This is a genomic window from Alteromonas sp. AWM4_230, from assembly GCF_056158305.1.
In genome coordinates, this window is record NZ_JBSWTB010000001.1 from 124,434 (window position 1) to 149,695 (window position 25,262).

Annotated in this window: 19 protein-coding genes; 4 read left to right on the forward strand and 15 right to left on the reverse strand. The window is 38.6% G+C overall.

The features are described from left to right. Nucleotides 1-9: 9 nt before the first annotated feature. Both ACXACS_RS00495 and ACXACS_RS00500 read right to left on the reverse strand, forming a co-directional pair. Nucleotides 10-1,101, reverse strand: coding sequence for a tetratricopeptide repeat protein (locus tag ACXACS_RS00495; RefSeq protein WP_474802781.1), 1,092 nt, complete (start codon nt 1,099-1,101; stop codon nt 10-12). 170 nt (nt 1,102-1,271) lie between these two features. Continuing rightward, nucleotides 1,272-2,558: an alpha/beta hydrolase family protein gene (locus ACXACS_RS00500; RefSeq protein WP_474802784.1), complete on the reverse strand. Its 1,287-nt coding sequence runs from the start codon at nt 2,556-2,558 to the stop codon at nt 1,272-1,274. A gap of 514 nt (nt 2,559-3,072) precedes the next feature. Here ACXACS_RS00500 and ACXACS_RS00505 point away from each other — a divergent pair. Then, nucleotides 3,073-5,814, forward strand: a complete 2,742-nt coding sequence (locus ACXACS_RS00505) for a restriction endonuclease (RefSeq protein ID WP_474802787.1) — start codon at nt 3,073-3,075, stop codon at nt 5,812-5,814. A gap of 904 nt (nt 5,815-6,718) precedes the next feature. On the opposite strand, the gene ACXACS_RS00510 is transcribed toward ACXACS_RS00505, so the two are convergent. The 3 genes from ACXACS_RS00510 to ACXACS_RS00520 are packed head-to-tail and all read right to left on the reverse strand — an operon-like array spanning nt 6,719 to nt 10,626. Further along, nucleotides 6,719-7,603 (reverse strand): hypothetical protein, encoded by an 885-nt coding sequence (locus tag ACXACS_RS00510; protein ID WP_474802790.1) that lies wholly within the window; start codon nt 7,601-7,603, stop codon nt 6,719-6,721. After that, nucleotides 7,593-8,708 carry an AAA family ATPase gene (locus ACXACS_RS00515; protein ID WP_474802793.1) on the reverse strand — a complete coding sequence of 372 codons (1,116 nt, stop codon included), beginning with the start codon at nt 8,706-8,708 and terminating at the stop codon, nt 7,593-7,595. Before ACXACS_RS00515 ends, ACXACS_RS00510 begins: the two co-directional genes overlap by 11 nt. Beyond that, entirely contained in the window at nt 8,701-10,626 is a 1,926-nt protein-coding gene (locus ACXACS_RS00520; RefSeq protein WP_474802796.1) for a GmrSD restriction endonuclease domain-containing protein, read from the reverse strand. Before ACXACS_RS00520 ends, ACXACS_RS00515 begins: the two co-directional genes overlap by 8 nt. A gap of 162 nt (nt 10,627-10,788) precedes the next feature. Here ACXACS_RS00520 and ACXACS_RS00525 point away from each other — a divergent pair, with 162 nt between their 5' ends. Beyond that, complete coding sequence (locus ACXACS_RS00525) at nt 10,789-11,862, forward strand: hypothetical protein (protein WP_474802799.1); 1,074 nt, start codon at nt 10,789-10,791, stop codon at nt 11,860-11,862. 3 nt (nt 11,863-11,865) lie between these two features. Here the strand turns inward: ACXACS_RS00525 and ACXACS_RS00530 are convergent, their stop codons facing one another. Next, a complete protein-coding gene (locus ACXACS_RS00530; RefSeq protein WP_474802802.1) occupies nt 11,866-12,990 on the reverse strand; it encodes a DNA cytosine methyltransferase in 1,125 nt (374 codons plus the stop codon). 188 nt (nt 12,991-13,178) lie between these two features. Then, nucleotides 13,179-13,754, reverse strand: coding sequence for a recombinase family protein (locus ACXACS_RS00535; RefSeq protein WP_474802805.1), 576 nt, complete (start codon nt 13,752-13,754; stop codon nt 13,179-13,181). Nucleotides 13,755-14,066: 312 nt separating this feature from the next. Here ACXACS_RS00535 and ACXACS_RS00540 point away from each other — a divergent pair, with 312 nt between their 5' ends. Next, entirely contained in the window at nt 14,067-15,329 is a 1,263-nt protein-coding gene (locus ACXACS_RS00540; RefSeq protein WP_474802808.1) for a hypothetical protein, read from the forward strand. A gap of 815 nt (nt 15,330-16,144) precedes the next feature. On the opposite strand, the gene ACXACS_RS00545 is transcribed toward ACXACS_RS00540, so the two are convergent. Next, nucleotides 16,145-16,411, reverse strand: coding sequence for a hypothetical protein (locus ACXACS_RS00545; protein WP_474802811.1), 267 nt, complete (start codon nt 16,409-16,411; stop codon nt 16,145-16,147). Nucleotides 16,412-16,531: 120 nt separating this feature from the next. Next, nucleotides 16,532-17,281 carry an HNH endonuclease family protein gene (locus tag ACXACS_RS00550; RefSeq protein ID WP_474802814.1) on the reverse strand — a complete coding sequence of 250 codons (750 nt, stop codon included), beginning with the start codon at nt 17,279-17,281 and terminating at the stop codon, nt 16,532-16,534. Between the two features lie 493 nt (nt 17,282-17,774). On the opposite strand from ACXACS_RS00550, the gene ACXACS_RS00555 reads away from it, so the two are divergent. Then, nucleotides 17,775-18,701, forward strand: coding sequence for a hypothetical protein (locus tag ACXACS_RS00555; protein ID WP_474802817.1), 927 nt, complete (start codon nt 17,775-17,777; stop codon nt 18,699-18,701). A 284-nt stretch (nt 18,702-18,985) separates the two neighbouring features. Here the strand turns inward: ACXACS_RS00555 and ACXACS_RS00560 are convergent, their stop codons facing one another. The 6 genes from ACXACS_RS00560 to ACXACS_RS00585 all read right to left on the reverse strand — a co-directional run bounded on the left by ACXACS_RS00560 (nt 18,986) and on the right by ACXACS_RS00585 (nt 25,254). Beyond that, complete coding sequence (locus ACXACS_RS00560; RefSeq protein ID WP_474802820.1) at nt 18,986-20,659, reverse strand: transposase; 1,674 nt, start codon at nt 20,657-20,659, stop codon at nt 18,986-18,988. Nucleotides 20,660-20,796: 137 nt separating this feature from the next. Continuing rightward, nucleotides 20,797-21,534 carry a hypothetical protein gene (locus ACXACS_RS00565; protein ID WP_474802823.1) on the reverse strand — a complete coding sequence of 246 codons (738 nt, stop codon included), beginning with the start codon at nt 21,532-21,534 and terminating at the stop codon, nt 20,797-20,799. Nucleotides 21,535-21,569: 35 nt separating this feature from the next. Then, nucleotides 21,570-22,313, reverse strand: a complete 744-nt coding sequence (locus ACXACS_RS00570) for a hypothetical protein (protein ID WP_474802826.1) — start codon at nt 22,311-22,313, stop codon at nt 21,570-21,572. Between the two features lie 83 nt (nt 22,314-22,396). Beyond that, nucleotides 22,397-23,464 (reverse strand): hypothetical protein, encoded by a 1,068-nt coding sequence (locus tag ACXACS_RS00575; protein WP_474802828.1) that lies wholly within the window; start codon nt 23,462-23,464, stop codon nt 22,397-22,399. 1 nt (nt 23,465) lies between these two features. Further along, nucleotides 23,466-24,563 (reverse strand): hypothetical protein, encoded by a 1,098-nt coding sequence (locus ACXACS_RS00580; protein WP_474802830.1) that lies wholly within the window; start codon nt 24,561-24,563, stop codon nt 23,466-23,468. 40 nt (nt 24,564-24,603) lie between these two features. Next, nucleotides 24,604-25,254: a hypothetical protein gene (locus ACXACS_RS00585; RefSeq protein WP_474802832.1), complete on the reverse strand. Its 651-nt coding sequence runs from the start codon at nt 25,252-25,254 to the stop codon at nt 24,604-24,606. Nucleotides 25,255-25,262: the final 8 nt, after the last annotated feature.

Consider the following 25,262-nt stretch of genomic DNA (forward strand, 5'->3'; position numbering starts at 1 on the left):
TACGCGGTGCTACACCGCCGCTCGCTTTTTTAGTGCCTTTTTGATTTTTTTGAGTGTCTTAGCAAAGCGTTCATCTTTCTCTTCTTTTATTGCCTCAACAAGGTTTTGTGCCTCATTTACCTTATCTGCATTAAGAAGAAGTTCAGCTAAGCGCAGCTGAGCCCAATTAGCTCCTGGTAAGCCTTCAGTGTCAATAGTCGTAACTTGGTAGTCTTCCAAATAGCTTTTTAGCGCGTTTATACCTGAAGTTGTGTACTCGCCACTTTCAACAGCAACTTGCCCTAAGCGATACTTTCCATACATAAGGCTGGCTTTACGCTTTTGATACGTATCCCAAGCCTCAGTATCCGCTTTCGAAACTGCGGCCACATCTGTATCTGATAACGGCAACAAAGTTTCGTAAGACGCAGCATACTGCTCGTCACCTAAATAAAAACTACCTAGCTCAACTCTAGCGCGAATATGAGTACTATCATCTTCAATTAAAGAGGCAAAAATCGCCTCTGCTTCTGCCTGTTTATCTTTTTCCAAATAAACTTTAGCTAAAGCAAACTGACCTTCGGTAGCATCAAGTTTTGAAATAGTTTGCGCAAGTTTCGTGGCCTCATCCAAATCGCCACCAGCAATAGAAGGAGCCATTAAGTGAAACTGCATTAGGGCTTGGTAAACAGCAACCTCTTTTGGGGCAATTTCCACTGCTTTTTCTAAACTCTTTTTTGCTTTTTTCGCATAGCCTAGGGCTGAAAATATACTACTTGAGGCTTGGGCTCCCATTACGCTGGCGTGTGTATGATAAGCCTTATAGTTATCACTGTAATCCTGAACAAACTGCTCTGCTGCCTCCTCGGCATCATCTAAATCTAGGTTCATCAGGGCAGAAATAAGCATATTGTGCTGTTCTGGCGATTTGCCTTCAACGGCTTCGAGGGATTCTACAACGTAGTTATAGTCGCCTTGTTTGAAGTAAGATTTTAGCGTTTCTATGTCAACGGCATTCGTTGTAGCAACGTCTTGTGCTGCTGCATAGCTTTGGGTAACGGTTATGGAAGGCATTAACAAAATAGAACACACACATAGTGCTGACACAGTAGATTTACGCATTTTCACTTCCTTATGGTTTAGTTTATGGGTAGCCCGAAATGCCGCTTTAACGCACTTTTTACTATCAATGATTGATATAAGCAGTCTTACATTACGCCACTATGCGTTACGATAGAAAATAAATATGTAACAAAATTAAAAAAGGATGCCGAAGCACCCTTTTCAAACTGTTATTTACTGTCCATTTCTAGCCCCAATGCCCATCGGTCGTCGAAGCCCTTCCAGGGCTCTGGCTTCTTACCGTCTACAGGCACTTGTGCGCTACTGCCATTCACGTTCAGGTATTCACAATCCTCTTTTAAACCTTTCACATGGCAGTTCATAAGCGCCAACGCAAAGTGCTCGTTGATGGCATTTAACTTTTGTACTTCCCACGCAGGTTCAATGTAGCTACCCAAATCAAACTCGCTACCATAGGCTTCTTTAGGTGCTGGGTGTGGCGCTACGTTATGACGCGCATTTTTAACCGTAAGTAGCTTAGAGCCTTCACTGCCGGTATTTTCGAATAACCACTTGATACCTTCGTAACCAGAAATATCGTCGTTATCACCCGCCACATAAAGAACCGGTACCTTGATATTGTTAAGCGATTCAACGTCAAAGAGCTGATGTTGCCCGCCACATGGGGCAAGCGCTAGCGCTGCTTTCCAAGCTGGCAGCACATCCTTGCTACTTTCTTCGCCACCTGCGCACGTATTTAGCGCGTCTTTAACTAGCGCTGCCACTTTAGGGTCTTGTGTACCAGTAAAGGTTGCTGCTGTTTGATCGTTAAATGCATAGCAACCACCGACTGTACTTACCGCACCATAGCCTCCCATGGAATAACCAATCACACCTGCTTTGCTTGCATCAACGCTCGCTTTAAAAAAGTCATGCTCGCTAATACTATTTAGGGTAAAAACCTGATCGCGAGAGCGATTAAGTAGCGTGCTTGGAAAACCTGAATACGGATTTTCCGCAAAGTTAACGTCTTTGTTTGTTGAGTCTGTATGGTCGATAGATGCAACCACATAGCCGTGAGACGCAAGGTGTTCACCTAAATAATACATAAGCGTGCGATAGCCAGTATAGCCATGAGATATAACTACCACAGGGTAATCAGAATCTGCTTTAGCAATAGGCGCATCTCGGCTTGCATCACCCTCAATTTCAAATACCTGACCACTTCGCGTTTCATTCACATACGTTGCCGTCTCGGCAGCACTTGAAGCTGGATACCAAACCTCTAGGGTCAACTTACGTTCGACATCATTCCCAGCAATATCTTTTACTTTTTCGGGATACGTGGCTTCAATCGTTTTTACGCCAACTGTATGTGTACCTTTCTCGCTAAGCGACGGCATCACGTCGGCAGGAAAAGGCTTATACAGCGTTTGTGCAGCTGATACTGTGGGTGAAACGATGGCAGCTGCTGAAACCAAAGCGATCGTACTAGCAAGTAGGGATAACGTTTTCATGGTGATAGGCATTTTACTAATTAGTTAATAAAATAATAATACCTTTTAACGAGTGAGGAGCAAGATATGCGCTATTTATAATGGTAATTAGAAACAATAAGAAGCAATGATTGAAAGGTGAAACGTATTACTCCTTTCAATTTATGACGCTTCCTTGAACAGTCACTTATTAATCTAAGAATTTCAGTTTTATTTGCAGTCCTCAAATAAAAGTGCGACTTGCTACAACCACCCTAGTGCTGACTGTACTGCATTCAATTACCTTGCTAGCAGGAAACACAGATTTTTAGGAAAGTAACATCCAAAAGCAGCCATAGTTTTAAATAAGTTAAACGATTTTGTAATTGCAATTGAGGAGTAAACAGTAAAGAAATAGCAACAAGTTTATTTAAATATTTAAAAATAATATACATTTCATAATGATAGGGCTAACATCTGACTTATAAAAATATATTAGAACCAATTGCATTCAGTATGTAATCTGAATGCAAAGCATTCAAATAGGTTTGTGCAGATGAAAATAGAGATCGCATGTAAAGAATCTGATAATACAAAGATAAAAGGTGACCTTTTTGAAGGTTTATCCAGAGACTTGTTGTTAGCTCAGAATTATGAAGTTATAGAAGAAATACGCATTACAGGAGCTGAGCTCGATCTATTATGCAAACACAAGATTAGTGGAAAGCAAGTCTATGTAGAATGTAAAGCACAAAAAGATAAAATTGGTGCCCCGATTCTCAGACAGCTTCTGGGAACAATTACCGCTTACGATTATGCTGAAGGTTGGTTAGTATCCACATCTGAATTTGGTAAAGAAGCGAAAGGCTTCGTAGAAAACTGGAAAAGCAAACCAAGCGAACAAGCTTCAAAGCTAAGTTTTTACTCTCCTGACTTAATCATAGAATCGCTAAAAGCTGCTTCAGTGATATGTGAACAACCAATAGAAAAGGCAACGGAAATTGCAGGAAGTGCCGAAAAACTAGGTAGTTGGAGCCTGATAGTTTCGGAATATGGCAGGTATTGGGCAGTTTATACTTTAAAAGCAGGAGCTCCATATGGTGTTTTATTATTTCATGCAACGAGCGGGAAATTAGTTTCAGATAGAGAGACTGTAACGAATATAGCTAAATTAGAAGCTGAAATATCAGATTACGACATCTATATTGGAACTAAGCCAACAGAAAATACAGTTGCAGCTAACAACGAGTTACCTAATGTTGCCGAAGTGCAAATAGGAGACTCATGGAATGACTATCGCCCAGCTAGACCCCAAGACTTCGTTGGTAGAGATAGCACCCAAAAAGAGATATTAAACTTTTTGGGTAGTGTTAGAGAGTGCTCAACTGACTCTAGGATATTTGCGATTACTGGCAACTCTGGTTTAGGTAAAAGTTCCCTTATTGCCAAATTGAGAGACAGATCAAAAAACAAACATTACAAAAAAAAGTATTTTATTTATGCAGTGGATATTCGTGGTGCAACGACACCATCATATATAGCTGCGGCATTACTGAAGGGGCTCAATGAAGCTCAAGCGCAAGGATTTGGAGATAAAATTAAACTAACATTAACAGATCCTGCCTCTCCAATGACATCCAAATCTATTACAAAATTCTTGCGCTCGTTAAGAGAAAAAGAACAAGTAGTTTGCTTGGTATTTGATCAGTTTGAAGAACTATATTCTAAGCCCGATCTGTTTGGCATATTCAAAGCCGCAAAAAATCTGATGCTTGATATAGCCGCAATAAAAGAGAATATTGCATTAGGCTTTGCTTGGAAAACCGATAGTACAACTCAACAAGACCATCCTGCGTACCATATGTGGCATGACTTAGCAGACTACAGAAAAGTGTACAAATTAAATGTTTTTGATCCTGGAGAGATATCTGCGTCAATTACTAAGTTTGAAAAAGAAATCCAGCGTCAAATTCCTGTAGAAATAAGACATCAATTGACACATAACAGCCAGGGCTTTCCATGGCTATTAAAGAAACTTTGTATAAATTTGTACGAGAATATAATAAAAGGAGATGATGATTCTATTTTACCAGACTTCGATGTTAGAGCATTATTCGAAGAAGATGTCGCTAGCCTTTCACCTGAAGAGTTCTCATGCCTAAAAGTTATAGCGAACTCAGCTCCAGCCGACTGGAGTGAAATCATCGAAATATCAGGTATAAACACTGTTAATAGTCTAGTCAACAAAAGATTGATTATTAAGAGCGGAACTCGATTAAACATTTATTGGGATATTTTTAAAGACTACCTCACAACTGGCCGAGTGCCAGTAGTTCCTTTTAACTATGTCCCTACATCAGATTTTAACTCAATGTATAAAGTAGCATTAAAGTTAACCGCAGTTAGCTATCAAGATGCAAAATCTATTTCAGCAAAAACAGGGCATAATGAAAGGACAATATGGAATATTGGTGCTGACTTAGTGATGCTTGGTATAGCCGATAGAAAAGGAGTTAACTTTAAACTTCGAGAGGAACTATCTGAGAACCATGAAAATGCAATCGTGCTTAAACTTAGGCAAAAATTTGATAAGCACTCGGTAAAATTAGCATTATTCAAAAAGTTTTCGGGAAAAACTGTAGAAAATGCAGATATAAAGAGTGCTCTAAAAAATTGCATGCCGAACTCGAATTTCAACGACAAAACATGGCAAGTTTATACAAATAGATTTATTAAAATATTCATCGCAACTGGATACTTAGTAAAAATTGGTAGGAAGTTGACTGTTCAAGATACTGGGACACCTTTATTTGATAAAGACTTGCTAAATAGGAAAAGAACGACTAGAGAAAGAGGAATAGTATTTTCGGCTACTTCCTCACCTGCTAGTGTCTGCGATGCATTAGACTTAATTAGAAATGGGATTTCTCTAAAAAACTTGAACGAAAAGGGCTATAGAAATGCTCTCCAAATCCTTACTAGATTTGACTTAATTAGAATCAATCCTGATTCTATTATCGTTAGCGAACAAGCCATTAATAAGTTTGGGGGCGTAAATGCTGCAATTTGGTCTTTAGCTAAAAGTGAGCCAACAGTATCAAAATGCATTAAGAAAATCGAAAGCTGCGATACTATTACTGGTTTTGAACTAGGTCTGTACGTCGCACAAGAATATAATATGACTTGGACAGAAAGTTCTCAAAAAAGAAATGGTAATAGCTTGAGACAGTGGTCAACTTGGGTAAAGGACGGTATCGACAATAGCTTTGTTCCTGCCCCTCCAGGAAGAAAAAAATAACTTCATTTGAACGAATGTTTATATGAACTATCAGGTTTGATTAATAAGGCTTGATCAAATCTGATAGCCATATATTTCTAGCAAGAATTCACATAGGCTATACAGTTGAATTGGTCTAAAATTTATTTGGAAAATATTCCTTCCCGCTAACCATAAATAGATATCGATTTCCCTCAAGCTATATCCTGTAAAAAAATGGTGCTTACTGAAGAACTAGATTATTTTAAAAAACCTGCGATAGTCTCTAAGTTGGCCTTTTTAGAGCTGACAAAATGAATCTGTTTTTTTGAAGTACATTGGTATTTTTTCAACATATTAATCATAAAAAGGATAGTCATTGGATTCATGGTGGCTACAGTATTTAGTCACAAAGGAATAAATCTTTCAAATTTTCCCTTTAATTTCGATAGATCCAATTTTATAAACTATATATAAACCACTCTAGTTGAGTTCTTTCGACAATTGGCTTTAAAATTTTTTTGAAGCTTTCCTATAATCATAGATTTAACCCAAAAAGAAAATAAGCTTCAAAGCTTTATATTTGGCAGGAAAAAAGTCTAAAATTAACTAAATAGTCACCTATAAAATGATGAGTATTTCTATATAAATGAATTTTCTTTCGGTGTTAATGAAGGGAAGCGAAAACAATCTAAAGAAGTTTATTTATGTTTTTCATGTCGACAATTTTTAATTTTTTTCTTAAGGGTGTATAAAAAAGGCCTGTATATACAGACCTTTAAAAGAAATAAACTTTACAAACAAAATGTTGGCAGGCTAGAACGGTTTCTTTTACTAAAGTCTATATTTAATTTTGTAAAATTTAACATAAGATTCTAATTTAATTGAGTATTTAATGTTACCAAAAACTTAAAAAGCAATATTTTGTAAACTATTTTGTATCTTTTTACAAGTGAGGCCCTACACTTGCAACTGCTATGAGCCTCTTATCACCTTTTGGTAAGAATCCGAAATAGATCCTGTTTTGATAAAACCTAGAGTCACCAGGATTATTACTGTCAGATGGTTTGAGATGAAACTCGCAATTTAACTTTATAAAAAGTGGTTCCCCATTTTCATCGAGCTCGCCAGATTTAAATTTGAAGCTCAGCTCCGGTCGAGAGCAGCCTTCGCTAGTGCAATCATATGGTGTCAGCGTTTTAATATACGAAATATTCGCGTTGGGGTCATATTCACTTGTCGGGCTGATGCTATCGAGCGCTGACAAACACTTAGTAAATGAGATAGTAAAATTGCAAAAGTCTCCATCAAAATCATTCATAGAACCAAGGCAATCCTCATGAAATACAAGATTTTTATACCTCGCCACCACCTTGCTAAAATATGTCTCAGTTGAAACCGGAAATTTACCAAGAATATCGTCATAATGGACAAGGAAACTTTTGATCTCGCTTATGCTCTCCATGTTTTTAAACTCAAGAGAAGGCGTGTAAGCAAAACATTTGCACAGTTCATCAGACGACTGCCACTCTCCAGCTTCATCTCTTAAACTAACAAAATCATGATTCGCAAAATATTTAGAAAAGACAATGTTTAAAACAGTGCCGTAAATCATAGGGTCATTATTACATAGGTTATCAATTTGCTGTTTTAGCGTAAGACCATAATAATTTAAATCAAACAAATTTGAATCGACTACACACGAAGAGTCCGGATAGTCAAATTGAGTTTTATGACAGCCCAGCTTTTCTAGGTCGCCCATCATCTTATCGTAACTACCAAAGTGACTTTCGGGGAGACTAAAATGAGAAATGAAAATTTTAATTTTCATCCTTTAACCTGCCCTGCATCAACTGCTCCATATCTATTGCTTGTTGATCAAAAAATCCCTTTGGCCATTCTGTCATTTGTCCATTTACATTGATCTCTATTGGTGTCACCTGCTTTTCACCATCAGCAGATATATAGTAGATTTTTACCTTATTGTGCTCAACGCTTTTGACACGCACCATCAGACGAATTCCATTAATTATGTGGTCACTATGCGTTTCGATGATTACCTGCACGCCAGCTTCAGCGCTGAGTGCAATCAAACGCCCTAGATAACTCTGTCCTTTAGGATGCAGGTGAGCCTCTGGGTTTTCGATAATCACTAGGCCTCCTGGCTTTGTAGACATTAGTGCGGCAACTACACTTAACGAATAAGTTAAGCCAAAACCCATATTTATTGGTTTGACCAAAGACATGGAGGAAGAAGAGTATGTCGAATAGCTTACGTCAGCATCCTCTTGAACGTTAGGATCAACATGAAATCCTTCAGAAATTTCAGACATCCATAATTCAATATTCGCATGAACGCTTCTGTTCCCTGCATTATTGGGATGGTTACGAGCATCGTCATCAGACAACCTCAGCCTTTGTTTATTAACAAGGTCAAAAATTGTTTCCCACGTATATTCACCTCGTGCGCCTAACCAATTGGGAAAGGCTGTAGACTGCCGTAATTTAAAGTTGTTTCTAGGCCCAAACCTTTCTGCCTCTAGAAATTGAAATCCTTTGTCTGCATATTCGCTGATAATCGTAGCCGACGCTTGAACATTACTATCGACAGCCTCTATTTCATGGGCTCTTGGGTCTAAACTAAGGTCAGAATACCCCCAGACGAATCGATGCGATATTTCGCTATGCTTAAGCTCAATCTTTAATTCATCATCAAGTACATTTCTATTATGTAAGTCCTCCCTTACTCCTAAAGAAACTAACTCTCCATTGAGGCTAACTCTGCGATCGAAGCGAGATTGGAATGGAATGGCGATAGCCTGAATGGCTGTACTTTTGCCGACAGAGTTGGATCCACAAAACACTGTTAACGGCTCGAATTTAAACTCTTGATCCAAATAACATTTGAAATTACTTAATTTTATGTAGTTAAGCATTTCTCACCTCAGCAATGCCTTGAAAATTTACAGTTTCACCTAACACAATTTCTAACATTTTTAACAGTGAGTTAAATCGATAAAGAACCGTCGCTTTCTTACCAGTTGATAGAGATATAGAGTAGTTGAAGCCTCTCTGCAATTCCTCATATCTTGAGGAACCCCAAGTGGCGTAGGACGTAGAGTCAGATTCAATTGCTCCAAAAAATTCATTAAAGAACGTAGTTTTTTTCTCTAAGAGCCTTTGCCTTTGCCCGTCCGTCAGCATGGAGAACACAGAAACGATTAATTCAAACAGCGGCTTATTAACAGGTGCTTTAGAATCAGAATACAACTCTTTCTTAAACGCGTCTTCACCAAACAATTTGGAGGTGAACTCAAGGGATGATAAAAACCGAGTCTCAAGCGATATTAAACTATCAGGCAAACTTTTAGCGACTATCGTTCCATCTTCATTTGCGTCTATATCTACTTCAAATTTATTTAACCAGTCCATTCCTTGCTTTAGGAAATCGTCATACTTATTGTAGTTAAATGTCCTAAACCCGAAGATCATGAAAGACATAGCTCCTAAGCAGAGCTCTACATCTTTTTGTCGTTCTGTTCTCACTTTTCCATGTGTAGCATGCACAAAAGCAGCACTGGATGCTAAATATTTCAGATAAGAAACACTACTACCCAAGTGAATTGCTGTCCTTATCTCTTGAGGGCTAAGCTTTAGTCCATATGTATTGATGCGATGGAATAGCTCGGTGATAAACGGCTCTCGTCCGTCTTCTATATCGACCACGTACGCAGTAAGCTCAAATTCACGAATTTTTCGTGTTTCAATTCTACTCAACTCTGAATATCTGACGCCATTATATTTGGAGTTTTCACCCAGCTTTTCCAATGCAAACTTATCTTGCATAAAATCTTGAATTGTCGTAATACGCTGTAAACCATCGATAATTGCCCAGTTTCCGTTTTTCCTTTCAGCGAAATAAAAAATCGGCAAAGGTAAACCGATTAAAATTGACTCAATAAGACGAGATCGCTGCTCCATACTCCAGATACGATCTTTCCGTTGGTACTCCGGTTGTATTTCAATTTCTTTATAAATGAGGCGATCATAAATAAGGGCACATGTTGGAGTTTGCCGCCTTACTCTCGGTGGCTCATCCTTATTTGAAGAATTAGATCTGTCTTCTGAATCAACGCTAGGGTCTGTATCATCTCCCTCGGTTGAGTCATCTACCCCTAAAATGATAGGTGATTCTAATACGGACTCTAAGGAAACATTGACTTGGTTAGTGTTTTGGAAATGTTCCGTATCAAAGTCGTCCAAGGTAACTACTGAATCTTCGATTGATTTCTTTAATTGCTGAAAGTTACCGATTACTTTGGATAGAATATGTACCTCTGCTTCACCGGGATATTTTTCATAAATATTGGCTAAACTTCGATCAAGCGCCTCAATCGTATAGTTTAAAGATGAACCAAATTCATCTAACCTAAAAGACTTCCGCCTATCTATCTTTTTCTTTATTTGCCTTGTTTCTTCAAAGCTCAACTCACTTAATTCGCCAAATTCATGAACTTTTTCTTGCCGCAGTAATAGATGTTTTTTATGTCTGTATTTAAAATGTTGAACATATGGTAGGTGGGCTAATAAAGTTTCAGGTTGGTTTCGGCTCGAACCACTGCCATACAATGCTTGGTCAACATTCACGAATCCATTAATGCATAACGCGTCCCAAATCTCTTTCAATTGATTTAGTGATCTTCCAACAGCTGTACCAGATTTATTTAGAACGAAATATTTGTTCTCTTTGACATTGATATCAACTAGAACGAGTGGCGGCGTACTAGGTGTTATTGAGGTAAGTGAGAGCCCTTTCAATCTTCGCAGATCACCTATAACCTTCTCGAATTCCATAATCTACTTTGCATTTTTCATAGTCTTAGCATTGTACAATAGTAACCAATTTGATTTTAAAATGATAACCTCTCCATATTAGTAAAGCACATTGCAATACCACTAGGATATTTCGGTAATATTTAGGTAGTTTATGTGCTGTGTTACAAAAAAGGACTTCATATGGCACTTCTTACGGCGTCGAACCTAGTTAAAGATATAGATGCTCTCGACAAATCCGCTGTCTACGAGTACCCAAATAGGCAAACCAAAACTAAAATTAAAATAATATCCGTAACGCTTCCCGAAGGGCCTATATCGATAAAAAGATGGAACCCAGTAAAGATTGAAAGAGAGAGCGACGCTAGAATAGAAACAATTTCATCTACAGCTTTGTGGAGACTAGCCAGCGCTATTAAAGCCGATAAGCCATTCAACATAGATCGAGTTTTCGGAGCAAGTTACAATACCCGCTCTGCTCTCGAAGCTCTCTTATTGCATACTCCAAATTTCTATCTTTGTTATCCGGGTAGACTTGAAAATAAAGGAAGCCAATCAAAAATCAAAGTTGGGCACAAGCACTTAGTTTTTAAACCTGAAGAACCGCACAGAAAAGGGGTTATTCAAACTCTAGACCTATCTGGGTCTGTCATAGCAGAAATCGACCGTGAATTGGTATTCGACTCGTTATCTAATGTCTCAAAAAAGACTGGTGAAAGTGTCGAGGTTGAAAGACGTCATGCTCAAATTCAAATCATGCTGGTTAAGATCGCGGAATCATTAAAGTTAAAATCATGGGTTGCCAAAAACGATCACTCTATTACTTATGCAGACAAAAAACTAATTGAATGGGATTCGGTAGTTAAAGACCTTCAAACTCAACCTGCGCTCATGGGCTTTCCTAATGCACCCAAAGCTGGTGAGTTAATTGATATCATTTGGTTTGATTTAGATGGCAAGAAAATTCCAGCGATCATAGAAATTGAACACAGTACGGGAGTCACATCAGGATTAACAAGAATGAAGGGGTTTAAAGACGAATGCCCAGATCTTGCACACATGACTTATATTATTGCTGCACCAGATGATTTAAGGGACCAAGTTTTTTATAAAGCTGCAAGGTCGCAATTTGCTTCTATGAACACTAAGTACCTTTCTTACTCCGCCATAGAAGACTTGTACTACCTATGCCAAAGAAATTTGAAAGGGATAGATAACATTATATTCTTCCACACGTTTTTAGAAGATATAGGCTGAAAGTCAGTACACGTGATTTTCGAAAAAGTCGGCCACTGTCATCGCTAAGCCTTTTGCAGCAAGATAAGGTACTCCATTTCCTATAGTTTTAAACATATCGCTTAGAGTCATATCTGGTGGTAAGAAGAAGTTAGCCGGAAGGGACTGTATCGCTAATGCCTCTGCTGCACTTAATCTTCTTGCTTTATATGGATGCAAGTGAACTTCGTTATTTCCGTACGCGGCTGTTGGCGAGTATCTCCAACGATGAAGTCTTTTGAAAGATTTTTTTGAATCATCTCCTTCTTTTATGATCGAGAATTTATCCGATTTTGGCTTAAAGCAATGAGATGCGTTCGGGTGACTTATGACATTATTTTTGTCAAACCAAAATTGAACGGTTAATCGCTTTAAATCATCTGGAATGTAATCTTCCGAAACCGTACAGGAGTCCGCTTCAAACTTCTCTTCACTTGGCCAGGCTGTGTTACTTAAAACTTCATCTCTGTCTGCACATAAAAACTTCTTCCAATTGAATTGGTCGGTGATATTTAAGTCGCTTAATCCTTTATTAACTAGCTCTTTTTTAATAGCAAACAGGAAGATTCTGTCGCGGTCTTGAGGTGCACCATATTCTATCGCGTTAGTTAGTCGATCGACTAATACATAGCCAGCAGACTTCGACATCAGTTTCATTTCTTCATAAAATTTCCGATGAAGTTTAGTCCGCCATAATCCCTTGACATTTTCAAATACGAAAAAATCAGGTCGGTCTTTAAAAATAAGCTCAAAGTATGTGCGTGTCAGCTTTCCATTTGTTCCAGTGCTTCCTCTATTTTTGCCTCCAACGGAAAAGTCAGGGCAAGGAGGCCCGCCGATAAAACCAACCAGCTGTCCGCTCGATTTAGCTTTTACTACTAACTCGCTAAAGTTTTTGCCTGTTTCATTCTCTAATAGACTTTCGATCGAATCTGCATTGTAACCATATCTGGGAGGAGCAATTCCCATTTGCTTTCTGGAAAACTGGTATGCTTTTAAGAAAGGAAGATGGTATTCATTTACGAACGCTACATCGAAACCTGAATTCTCGAAGCCAAGGTCCAAAAAGCCTGAGCCTGAAAAAAATGAAAATAAAACAGGTTTGTTCATAATATGGTTGTTCCGAGGCTGTGGTAAATTTTAAAGCTGCGCATGTTAGCATGAAAGAGAATAATACTTGACGGGTTTGTACGTCCAAATTCTCGTAAGAAAGATTGTTACATCGCTTTAGACTTCAATTATTCCCGACCAATTCTAAGCTAGAGGCTTTTTAAAGCCGAAAAATTTCAATGTTGGTCCTATTTCGAAGGAAGCCCATCGAGGCCTTCTCTAGCGAGGGAATTATTGAGTGTTACACGGCTGATTAAAAAATGGTCTGCGACTTCTTTTTTTGTAATACTAGGGTCCTTTAACATTGCAGCAGCCTTTTTCACGTCAGCGCTACTCATTGTTGGCTTTCTTCCTCCTTTTCTACCTCTTGATCTTGCAGCATCAAGACCGGCTTTAGTTCGTTCTGAAATCAAGCGACGCTCGAATTGTGCAATTGAACCAATTATATGAAACGCTAACTCACCAACCGCAGTTGTGGTATCAATATTTTCGTTGAGACTTATAAAGCTAACCTGCTGCGATTTAAGACTGTCTAACAACTCAATTAGATCTCTTAAGCTACGCCCGAGTCGGTCAAGGCGTTGCACAACGACAGTATCACCTTTTCTCAACGTGTCGAGCATTCTCTCTAGTTCCGGACGCTGTCTTGACTTGCCACTTAGCTTCTCACTAAATATACGCTCACACCCAGCGTGTTTTAGCGCATATACTTGAGCGTTATCAGACTGTTCATCTGTGCTAACTCTAGCGTATCCGAATATCATACCAGTCCCACCAATGTGCAAAAAACGTACGTTTACTTTACATAGTTTAATTTACGGGTTTATTTACATTAAAACAAGAAAAGTTATTGAAGTTTGGAAGCGTAAAGTCAGCGTAAATAAAACGGTCGTTTTATTTACGCTAGCAAATTCCTAATTGATGGGCACGGCGGGAACTAATGACAATACACTAATTAGAACTTAAGGAAGATGTGATAACGTTCGTGATTGATATTGAAAGACTTGTAATGTCAACAGATAATACCATCTCGGATAATTTGTATAATTAAAAATAATATTTTAATAAGGACTTTGATGAGACATCTTTGGCTTTTTTTATTCTTCGTATTTCCTACGACTGCTTCAAATAACGAATTTACCCCCCAGTCTTTTCATGAAGTTGAGTCAGCCCCCTTAAAGTATCATTACAAGGATATTTATTACCAAAAGATCCTAGATAGTAAAGCTGACGGTTGGGAAAATGCTCATTTAGAGTTGAGTGATGATCCATCGTACTGGTTAGAAGCCGCGGATAACGGTAACTCATATGCGCAGTATCGTCTCTCAAGCATGCATAGTTTGAGCAATGGATGGAAGGGTATAGAACCATCAAAGGAACGCGCTGAATATTGGATGAAACGCGCAATAGAATCAAAGTACCCGCTCGCCGTAGTAAGAAAATTCAGAAAACAAGGCACATGGCGCGGCGATGAGAAGATTATCGCAGTAACAACTGAACTTGCCGATAGTGGTAATACTCTCGCAGCATCCGCACTTGCTAGAAGATTTGCAAAACAAAGAAAGTTTGATTTAGCAATAAAGTACGCACTTCTTAGTAATAGTCATGGTACTGGACTATTCGTTATGAAGTCACTTTTCAAAGAAAAATACAAAATGAAACATCCTTCTTTAGAGCATGCAAATCTGTATTTGAAATTTGCAGAATTAGGCGCGGACTACTACAAAAAATATACTGGTGACCAGTTCGCCATTCTAGATAAACATAGAGATGACGCGAAAAAGGAAGTAAGAAATGGCTTAAAATATGTGACTTGTTCAGACAAAAACAATCGCATAACTACCATCTTTAATGAGTCTTTTAACTGTACTAATCGATTTTTGTTAGGTCTCGCAGTCAAAGAAGCAGGTGCGAAACCTCTTCAAGAGCTAGCATCTTCGGGAAGTGGTCTCCCCTATGACCTTTATACTGATGTTTACGATTCTTCTGCCATTTTAAGCGGTAGTGAGAACTTGATGTTAACGTATAGTTCACATGAAGAGCTTGCTCAAGTAAGGTATACATTTCCTGAACAGGCGTTGGATAAAAAGCTAACTGAGATAAAAGAGTTCGTCTCTTTTAAGTATGGCCACTTTAAAAGTACTACTGGTTCAGCTCACGATAACTATTTCGCTTATCGGTGGATTTTGAAAGACGGAATAGTATTAGAAGCTTATCGGGACAGAAAATCTGGAGAAGCTGGGTTGCTATATATGAGAAAGGATAGAGTTAATTATCTTAAAGCGGAAATAGAAGAAGCTAAACGAAATAAATACCGAGAGCAATCTGATGCTTTTTAAAAATAACTAAGGTACAAAATGCTGCTGACTCCTGGCTCTATAATTAAACTATAGAGAATCTCGTGTTTATTTTGTCCGAGTTATTTAACACCAGTTGATAATAGTTACTTCATCTTTTTCAGAGCAACGTTTCTCCTTTATAAGGAAAGCGTTGCATTGAACAGTGGAACTCATATAAAGAAAGAAATTAAACTCGCTTCAGGAAATTAATATTCAATTCAATTATTAAGAACAAAGCAGGCCGCTTAAATTGGGCAGGGGGGGCAATCTAGGCAAGACATGCCATTAGTTGACTCAGCCCTCTCAAGACAGAGCGATGTGTTGGAAGTGTTCATGTTCATATAACCCACTACAAGTGGTTGGTTTTCGTCATTGCTAAGTTTTTCATAAATTAAACTTTTATCGCTATCCATTCTTTTGTCCTCATCTTTACAGTACAGTGGCTTTTTCAATGCCCTAGCAAGAGTTCTATTCATTCAGTTTTTTTGGGGGTTCAGTTAGGCACTTTTTACAAGGCGAATCTCGTAGCTTGTAAACTGGGAAAAGGTCTTCGACCTTTAAACCTGTGAAAGTCCTTTACTTATCATTAAGACTACAACCTATTAAGAACATAAACCGTCCAACTGAACTACTAATAATCTAACAAGTAGTTTTGTTATTAGTCACGATATTATCGTTTTAAACACAGAATTCAAGGAATAAATTCTAAAAATCATATTGATTAATATAGGTTTTTTGATGAGGCTTAATTGAGATTTAGAACACTTCTATTTATTCAAAATAATGTAATATCCCGCTCTACGAAACCAATTATGCTAAATAGAATGCAAAGCTGAATTCAATATAAAGCGTTGAACAGTTTTGTTAAAAAGTACAATGATATCTCGCTCCATCAGCTTCATTTCATCAATCAGTTCATTGTCTGTAAAGGCTATGAACTTCGGGTCTCTCCTTACATCGAGAAGTGAGGCTGGCCTTGATATAAAGCGCTTAAACGCTTCGGCACCATGGATGTCAGAAGTATAAGAAAGGTAAGTGTCTGCGACCATTGCTCTTACTTCGTTCGTAAATATAGATTTCATTCAATTAATCCATTCAAGATAGCGATGCAAACTAATCTACCGCCCTTTTATCGAACTAGTAACTGATCTAATGTATAGTTATATCGTCTTTTTATTCAATTGTTCAGGTAGTTAACCAAGTTATTTCCTTGCACAAGCCTTTTGCATTTTATTGATGACTCTTCTCTCAGCAGGGATGAGTGTAAGACTATAGTCGTCGATAATGTCCATGAACCTCTCTATATACTCACATCGATAAGCGTGATTAGGTGGTAACCACTCATCTAAGCCTTTGGCTCCTTTTTGTCGATTTAATGATGCTTTAACTAATAGGAGATTATGGGGGTCATTTGCAAAAGCTTGGCGCTTATCCCTCGACCATTTGTCGCCGCCATGGCCATGCGCAAATTTAAGAGGAACAATGTGGTCGAGGTCTAGCGCGGTAGAATCGACGAACGTCTCACCTGAATACGGGTCATACCATTCACCTACAACGACTTGGCAACCGTTATCAGTCTTAAAAACTACAGAAGTCTTTGATTTCAATATCAACATTTCATGACGTGTATTTTGGCAATCGTTGTCGTCGTCAATCCAATGGGGCCAATTGCCTCTATCATAGTTAGAGGTAAAAGCTCTACCATCGTTTAGCGCATCTACTTCCGCTTGATGATATGTCGTTTTCGCTTTGGGTAATCGACCGCCACTACCGAGGCAAGCTTCAATAGTACTAAATGCTTCGAAGCTCTTGGTTCGATTGTAGGATGAACTTGACGTGTCATGACAAATGCCAGATTTGCTTTTTTTTACTAGAGCATGAGCATTACTGGGTAAACCACATGACACTACGGAAAAACTCAGTAGAAAGAGAATTAGAGAATTGCTATTCATGATTACTTAGTTCTCACTTGTGGTTGCTCCCCTTATCATGCCGTGATTGAAAACTTTTATCACCTTTAACTAACTCCCTAACTCCCCCAGTTTGTTTATTACTTGAACGAGGCAAGATGACTTTACTTAGGAATATTTATGTTGCGCTTCTGGGGCCCTACAGAGCTTGCTAATGACTCTTGATTCTCGTGATATATATGTCCTCCGCCCACGACGACTTTGCGTCGACAGTGAGCTGTGGCGCCGCATGACGCACAAGAGTGTAAAGGCTCCTTAGACACGATAATGTTAATATGAGTGAAAGTGCTTTGTAGGAAGCAAGATTTACGTGGAAATATCCTAGTAGACTTACTATCGCTCAATCGAGGGTATATAACTGACGAACGTTCGCCGTTTATCGCCATTACGCTTTTATGTATATACTTAAACCTTCTGCTATGACTAAATGCACATTGCGATTGCTTGCTAATCGTAAATTTAAATAGGATTTATGATGACTAGAACCGAATGGATTTTTAGTGACGAGAACCATAGCTTGCACCAAGAGTTTCCTAGTGAAGACAGTGCCTCAAATCCAAGTGACAATACAAACCCAGCAGAACTGATTATAGACTTCCCTGTTTCATTTAATTTAACCCAAGGGCATACGGGTGATGACGCCTTTTCTCAATTGTCTATTGATATTCCGGCAGACATCATGGATAAGATGGCCATCGCTTGGTGCAAAAAAAGAAGGTTGCACGGAGCGCTCGGGGGTCCAGTTGGCCGTGAGTTTGGGCCCGTAGATTGTGATTACGACGAGCAAGCTTCCGAAAGACTTGAAGAAGATGCTGAGCTTCGAGAACTAGTAAAAGACAGGGAAGGGCAGCCTGAAATACAAGCAAACCTCGAGTTTGATAATATTTTTGAAGTTGTTGCAAACACTAAAGAGGAAGCTCAACGGTTAAAAGAAGAGTCTGATAAGTTAATTCAAAACAGGGACACCAACAAAGCAACAAGAGAGTGCTCGATGTTACCTACGAGAAACAAACGAGCAGCTTTGTGCATTTTCGACCATATCAGAGCAAATCAAAGTGTGAATGACGAATCATCACTGCTTTCGGCAATTGAAAAAGCGCTATTATCCGACCATTTTATGTCCTCTGATGAGTATTTTTTAGACTCAATCTGGCAGTTTGAAGATAAGTTAGCGACTGGGGTATATGCACCTGGATTAGATGTACATGGTCGATGGATACTCGTTGGGAAAGATAGTTGCAACGAAACACTGGTTGCTGCACTTGAGACTCTTAGTGTAAAAGTTGTTGAGCGATTAATTCAACAAAAAAAGTTGATTCCAGAAGTATCGCCGAAATGGATTACGCCTCAACTTCAGCTAACCATGCATAGATGGCATGGGTTAGCTAAAAGAGAATCTTAAGCAATTGATTTGAAATGTTAACCCAAGTTTTAACTAACACGTTAGTTGACAGAACAGAACCAAATCTGACGGACTGCTGTGAGCGAATAGCGGACATTGGATTTAGCAATTGCGACAGGCCGCTTCAGACAAACAACAGACATTCAGCTTATTCAGGTCTTGAATGTTTAACATATCGTTTTTTCTCAGAGCTGATGTCTACGATATTTAGAAATATCGCAACCTGTTATTTGATTTAAAATTAAAGTTCTGAGACAAAGGCTTAACAGAAAGTTCAAAATAACTCAATCCCATGGAATCGAAAAATCCATTTGAATATAACCTACTCGATTCGCGATCTCTTCTGCCCTTTTTTTTGCCTTAACGAGCATAGAGTCAAACTTTTCCTCACTATTTAAATTTTTATGAGTTTTTAGTATGCCGAGATTTGTTTGCCAGTAGTTATCTTGGTTAGCACGCCTTAGAACAAACGATACATAGTTGTAGATGAAAAATGATTCCATGTCACCAAGGTCTTTAGCAGCATCTGCAACTTCGCCTGCTTGCTGCCCCAGATTATCTTTATTCTTTAAATTTATATAGCCTTCTAAAGCTTCATTTGAATAGAAATACTGCCTTTCATAATTTCTCAATCGACCATATACAATTCCCAATGCGGCATGCGTTAACGCTTTACCGTATAAATTGTTTCCTTTCTCAAAAAAGGAAAGAGAGGTTATATAGTCTTGTAGTGCTTTATCGTTTTCACCCCTTTGACTACGCACAGCAGCAATATTGTAGAAAGCTCTAGCAATTCCAGTGTCGTCATCAATAGATCTGGAAAGTTCCGAAGACTGTCTGTAAAAGGAAAGCGCACGTTCCAGATTCCTATCATCATTTAATCTTGTGTGTAGAATCATCCCTAAGTTGTTTAAACATTTTATTTTGCCTCTTATATCTTCGTTTTGCGTAAACATCTCTAGTGCTTTTTCATACAGTTCTGCCGCTTTGATAAAATTAGACTGAAACTGTTCATTTTTTGCCATTTGAAATACTATTTCAGCAGAAGAATTGGTTGTATTTTCTAGTTTTAAATTGCTCGCAGTTTCTAGCCTGTCATGAGCGCTTTCGAATTGATGAGTCCACACGTAACTTGTCGCTAGTAAGATGTTATACTTTTGTTTCATTTCGTCGGATTGCTGGATGAAATGCTCTTCTTTTTCTAGAAGAAATCTAATTGCCTCTTCGTACTCGGCACTTGCGATAAAAACTTCAGAAAGCATAAGTATCAGCTTTTCGTAGTCTTCATCCTGTCCAATCCTTCCGATAAAAATGTTTTGAACAGTATTGAGTTTTAGCAATATTCTTATTAAGTCTTCCGCTTCTTTAATATTTTTTCCTTGAAGAATCGCACTCTCTGCAAATAGTTTTGCTCGGAAATAAAGTATGGAAGGGTTTAGTTTTGCCTTATCTTCTACCATTTTAAAAATGGACTCTGCTCGATTGACATTTCCGGCTTCAGATAGGGAGATAGCGTATTCGGTAAAAGTCTTAATAAGGTATTTTTCAGATAGACTTTTTCTAGAGTTTTGTACAAGGTCATAAACAGGCAAAACTGATGCTAATAGTAATGCAGGAATCCCTAAATACTTTGTTGTCTTTACAACCAACAAGTAAATTTTGTGCCCGAGACTATCACTTTCTTTTGGATAAGCACGTTTTAAAATTTCTTCAATATTTCTTATTGCTTGAATATGTTCCTCATACTTCTTGTTTACTCTTGGCATATGTTCTGAATTAGTATCGTTTTCTTCTTGTTGCCACTGGCTCGAATGCTTTTTATATCTTTTCACCCAATCAGATAGCGCCCCCAAGCTCACACCTAATCGCTTAGCAACTGACGATATTGATTGGCCTTGTTTTATCACTTGCTCAACGGCTTGAATCTTAAACTCTTCTGGGTAGGGTTTCCCGCTCATGTAAGCACCTCAAAATTCTTAAAATGATTAAGTAATAAAATATCTAGCTCACTAAAGCAGTATCATAATTTATTTTTGTACATTATATGCCGGTGATAGTTGCAGTTGTCAGTAAAATGAGCTGCGGTATAAAAGCCTTACTTGCTTATGTCACTTTTCTTATTTAGGCTAAATTCACTTGGCTTACACGGTATTGCTGATTTTTCAGCTTCCTCAAAAATCCCTACTAGCGCCTTCACTAACTTTGGTTCTCGCGTAAAAAAAGCTTGCTCTGCTATATCACTGTGATTTGGAATAACAAAAATGGCTCTTAAATCATCGAAGATCCAACACATAACATTTGGGAAATCGTTAGGTTCGATTGTGGTAAACACATCACTGTGCATTTCTTGGTTTAACATATTGACCAAATCAGAATCTCGCTTGAAAAGGTGGTTCATCAAATCTTTATTTGACAAGTCTGCTGGAAGCTTGCTGAATGCAATGTATTCTGATTTAAGTTCTGGATTTTTTGAGATGTAATGCGTCACTTGAGATAAATCTTTCTTGGTTTGAAATTTCGGCGAGTTAACAATTACCTTAGCTTCTATACCAGCAGTTTCATCAAGACATTTATTTGTGAGCGCGACTTTATACTTAGTAAATAGCCTTGGAGCTGAAAACGATCCATAGGCTGGTGAATCCACTACTATTTTTATAGTTTTTCTCGCATCTTTTATTTCAGTAACAATATCCGAGATATGAGCGGGAAAGGCTCCGATGTATTTTGTGCTTAAATCATTTCGAAGGTCTCGTGCTGAATTAAAAGCATACCAGATTCCACCAATCGATATAATAACTGACACTAGTCCTAATATTAGTGAAAAGAGTTCCATTTGTTAGCCTTTTATTAGATGTATGCGAACGTAAATCAACATTGATGGATCCCCAATTTAGAACGTATATCATCAATTTTTTCTTGATTAACAGTCATCAATTGTTGCTGTTGTTCTTGTGGTTGTTGTTGCTGTTGTGGCTGAGTTATGCAAAAGTCTTCCCTCTCCTTAGATGCTCTCAGGCTGGCCTTTTTTTCTTTGAAATCCGAGAAATTATCAAAATCAAGATCCAAACCTTCTGGCAAGAGCGTGCAAGTTTCATAGGAGCCTTTGTGAATAATCTTGGCTGCGACCTCTCGATTGTTTTCTGAGGACTTCTTTCGCACTGACGAATATACCGAGACATCTGAAACCCAAGGAGCTATGAAAAAGGAGAACTGATAAGGCTGTTTTTCTTTCGGCTTGATGATCGGATAGAAGGCCATCGATTGAGATCCTTCCCCGAGTAACGGAAAAACACCAAATTGAGCGGAGTCTGCAAAATCTATGGAACCTAATACTTCATCTGGTACTATTTCATATGAGGGCTGTAAATCCCTCACTGTAACGTATAGCTCTGAGTCATTATCGTACTGTTTATCTGCGTTTCCTACATTCGAGATGGTTGCATAAATGCGTAAAAACGTCCTCGAATCATCGAGCATGAACGCTTCACATTTGGTGTCTATCACGATAGACGGCTGTGTAGTTATAATAAATTCAATGACGGCCCAAAAACCTGCAATAACAAGGGCAAGCGAGACAACTATATTGTGAAATTTTTGGTGGTTTTGCATCATTCGCCACATCCTCTCTATTGATGTGAATAAATTTAGGGAACGCAAATTAATTCTCTATATTTCCGAACAAAGTCAAAAAATAGCTACTTTATATAAGCTTTATACTTGTCTTTCTTATCGCTGAACCAGTCCATTAATTCAATACTGACGTAAATGCTATTGTCTCCACCACCTCGGTTTGCGAATCCAAAACTGAGTGTGTTGTTTACATGAAACATCAATCCATGTCCTATACTTTTACCATCCTGTCGGTCAGCGTACACGGACGCTATGGAAATCCCCCAAGGGATACGATTATCCCATCTATTAAAGCCAATCCATTCAACTGCAAGTCCCAGCTCGTCTCGGTCCCCCCTTGATGCTTTTGAGAAGTGGTCGACAACAACGCTGGGGTGAAGAAGAAAATATTGTGCACGTGGCGGTGGTGCCAATTTTTGTCCATCAGAGAGTTTGTCTCGATATAACCAAGATGTGAACAAAATATCTATCGGTGTTTGAAAACGAGACTCATCACTGAACTTTGTCCAGTTATCTCGAATTTGTCTTACATTTGTGAGTGTTTCGTCCGAGTAGCGCTTCTTTATATAGCTATTTTGAATAGTGGTGACACGGTCGATATCAGCAAAAAACGATTTGCAGTTTTCGTACCCGTAACCAGAGCATGCTTGTTCCATGTCTTGTGTTGGATTTTGAATACCAATTCGACTTCGTTCGGGCCCATGAAAGCCGAATCTTTGACCAGACGAATATGCAGCGGTTAGCTCAAATAGTCTTGTATCCAGTCCAGAATTTTCACCGTACTCGACTAATCTATTTTGAAAGACTTCGTTCTTAGACCAAGCTTCAATGGCCATTGTTACATCTGGGAACACATTAGGGTCAAAGGCTTCCTCATAAAAATCGATTAAAGAATCACGCGAGCCATCTGACTTGTTCCCAGTCAGATATTCAAAGTCTGTCAGCGCTCTCAACTCATCACTTTTAAGGGATTGACACGTATTGCGAGCGAAAGAAACTACGTCAAGGTAGAGTGGAATGAGTATTTCTTTAGGTTTGGCGAATTCTTCATTGCAATCTAACTTATTGGTATCAGCATTTACTGAAAACTGAATGCTGAGCATGATTAACAGCAAAAAAATTGAACGACTCATATCATCCTTTCCCTTTTCCATCTTTCATTATGTCGTACGCTTTTTTTATAAGCTCATACAACTCAATTATCTTAGTAACTGCCGTCAAAAGTGTTGCCGCGTTTCCTGTTTGTTTGGCAAGTTCACGCATAGCTGCTTTAACTTCATCGAACGCATCTGAGATTGGACCGCTAACCGTCGTTTTTTTGTATTTTTTCTTAGCTTCCTGCATTTGCGAAGTGGAGAAGTTGAGTGTTGAAAATTGTGATAAAAAGACTCCACCAACCTCAGGATCGGCTAGATATTCAACCAAGCTATGTGGGTTGAATGGAAAATCACCTTCACCTAGGTCTCGTATTTCGTTTGTACGAATTAAGTCTCCCCATTGTGGATCAAGGGCGAAGCGTTTAAATACAGTGAAAGGATCGTATTGGTTATAGACAGGGTAAAACTGGTAGCTCATTCCCTCAAATTGTGGATAGTCATCATCTCTTGCAATCGAGTGATTCGGATCTTCAAGCCTTGTTAATAACTGCGTCATCCGAGACACATTTGCTATTGTCCACAAACCAGATATGGGGTAATTCGTAAATTTTATTTTGGTACCAGTATCAGGCTCATCACGCTTTGCATATAGTTTAGTAATAGAATCATGTAATACGGCAGTACCCAAACTATGCCCGAGTAAGATGACTTCACGAAGATTTTCAGGGTCATCTCTAGCCTCTTTTACGGTAGCCAGAATAGTCTCAATGCATCTTGATAGTATTGTTTCTCTCAGTGTCCCAAGCAAGCAGTATGTCACTACGTCAAGCCAATGCGTATAAAGAAAACTATCGTCATTCAGTTTGCTTTGAAGCGCATAAATTTTTTGAACAATTACTGGACCTGCTCCAATAAAGTCGGAAATGGCTTTTGCTTCATCACTCCACTCCTTGCGAACTTCGTCCAAATAGTCGGAATAATTAAACTCTCGAAACTCAAATTCATTATCGGCATTAAAAGAGTCTTCATCAAAAAAACTGCAACACTCTGTGAGTCCCTTTTTGATTTCATCTGTTATATTGCCGGGTTTATGAGTTCCCATACCGTGAATGGCTAAAACAATCGGCTTTTCCATATTTTATCCTAAAGTATTCGGTACTACTTTGGTTTTAAAATTACGTCTTAGACGGGTTAATACTGCTCTCAACAAATTTAGTTACGCTATTCCAGCCTTCAGAGCCCCCAGCGACAATCCACGCCGAAATGACAACACACAGCCCATCAAACAACGCACGATGAAGCCCTTCAGAATGAGTGCCAATAAACAAAGTGTCATCAACAAAGGGGGAGAAAGCATTAAGACAGCCAATTGCTGAAAGCCCCCCTCCCATCAACACAGAAATCCTAAGCAATGTTGTTCGTGTTTCTTGTTTAAAATCTTGTAGCTCAGCACGTTTTACTAGTACCTGCGAGTCCAGTGATTCTATGTCTCTAAGTAAGGTTTGGTAGTCAGCGTTTGTGGTGACACTAGACAATTGCTTTGCCAGTTCTTCTTTCTCTGTGATTTTCCGGTCTCGCTTCGCAGAGAGTTCTTCGATATGACTTATAAATTTCTGTCGAAGTGGTTTTCTCAATGAGGAGTTGTAAGATTCAAGAACTCGTTCAATGACGATAATGACAAAAGTGATATAAATCATGTTGGCGAGAATAGCGTTTTCGGAAATCTGATAGAGATTGATTTTAAATATCGATGCGCCCAAAAAACTTGCTACACCGCCGAATACAAACAAGGCCAGACTGATTCCCCAAAAGTTTTTCATGTTCATTGAGCCAA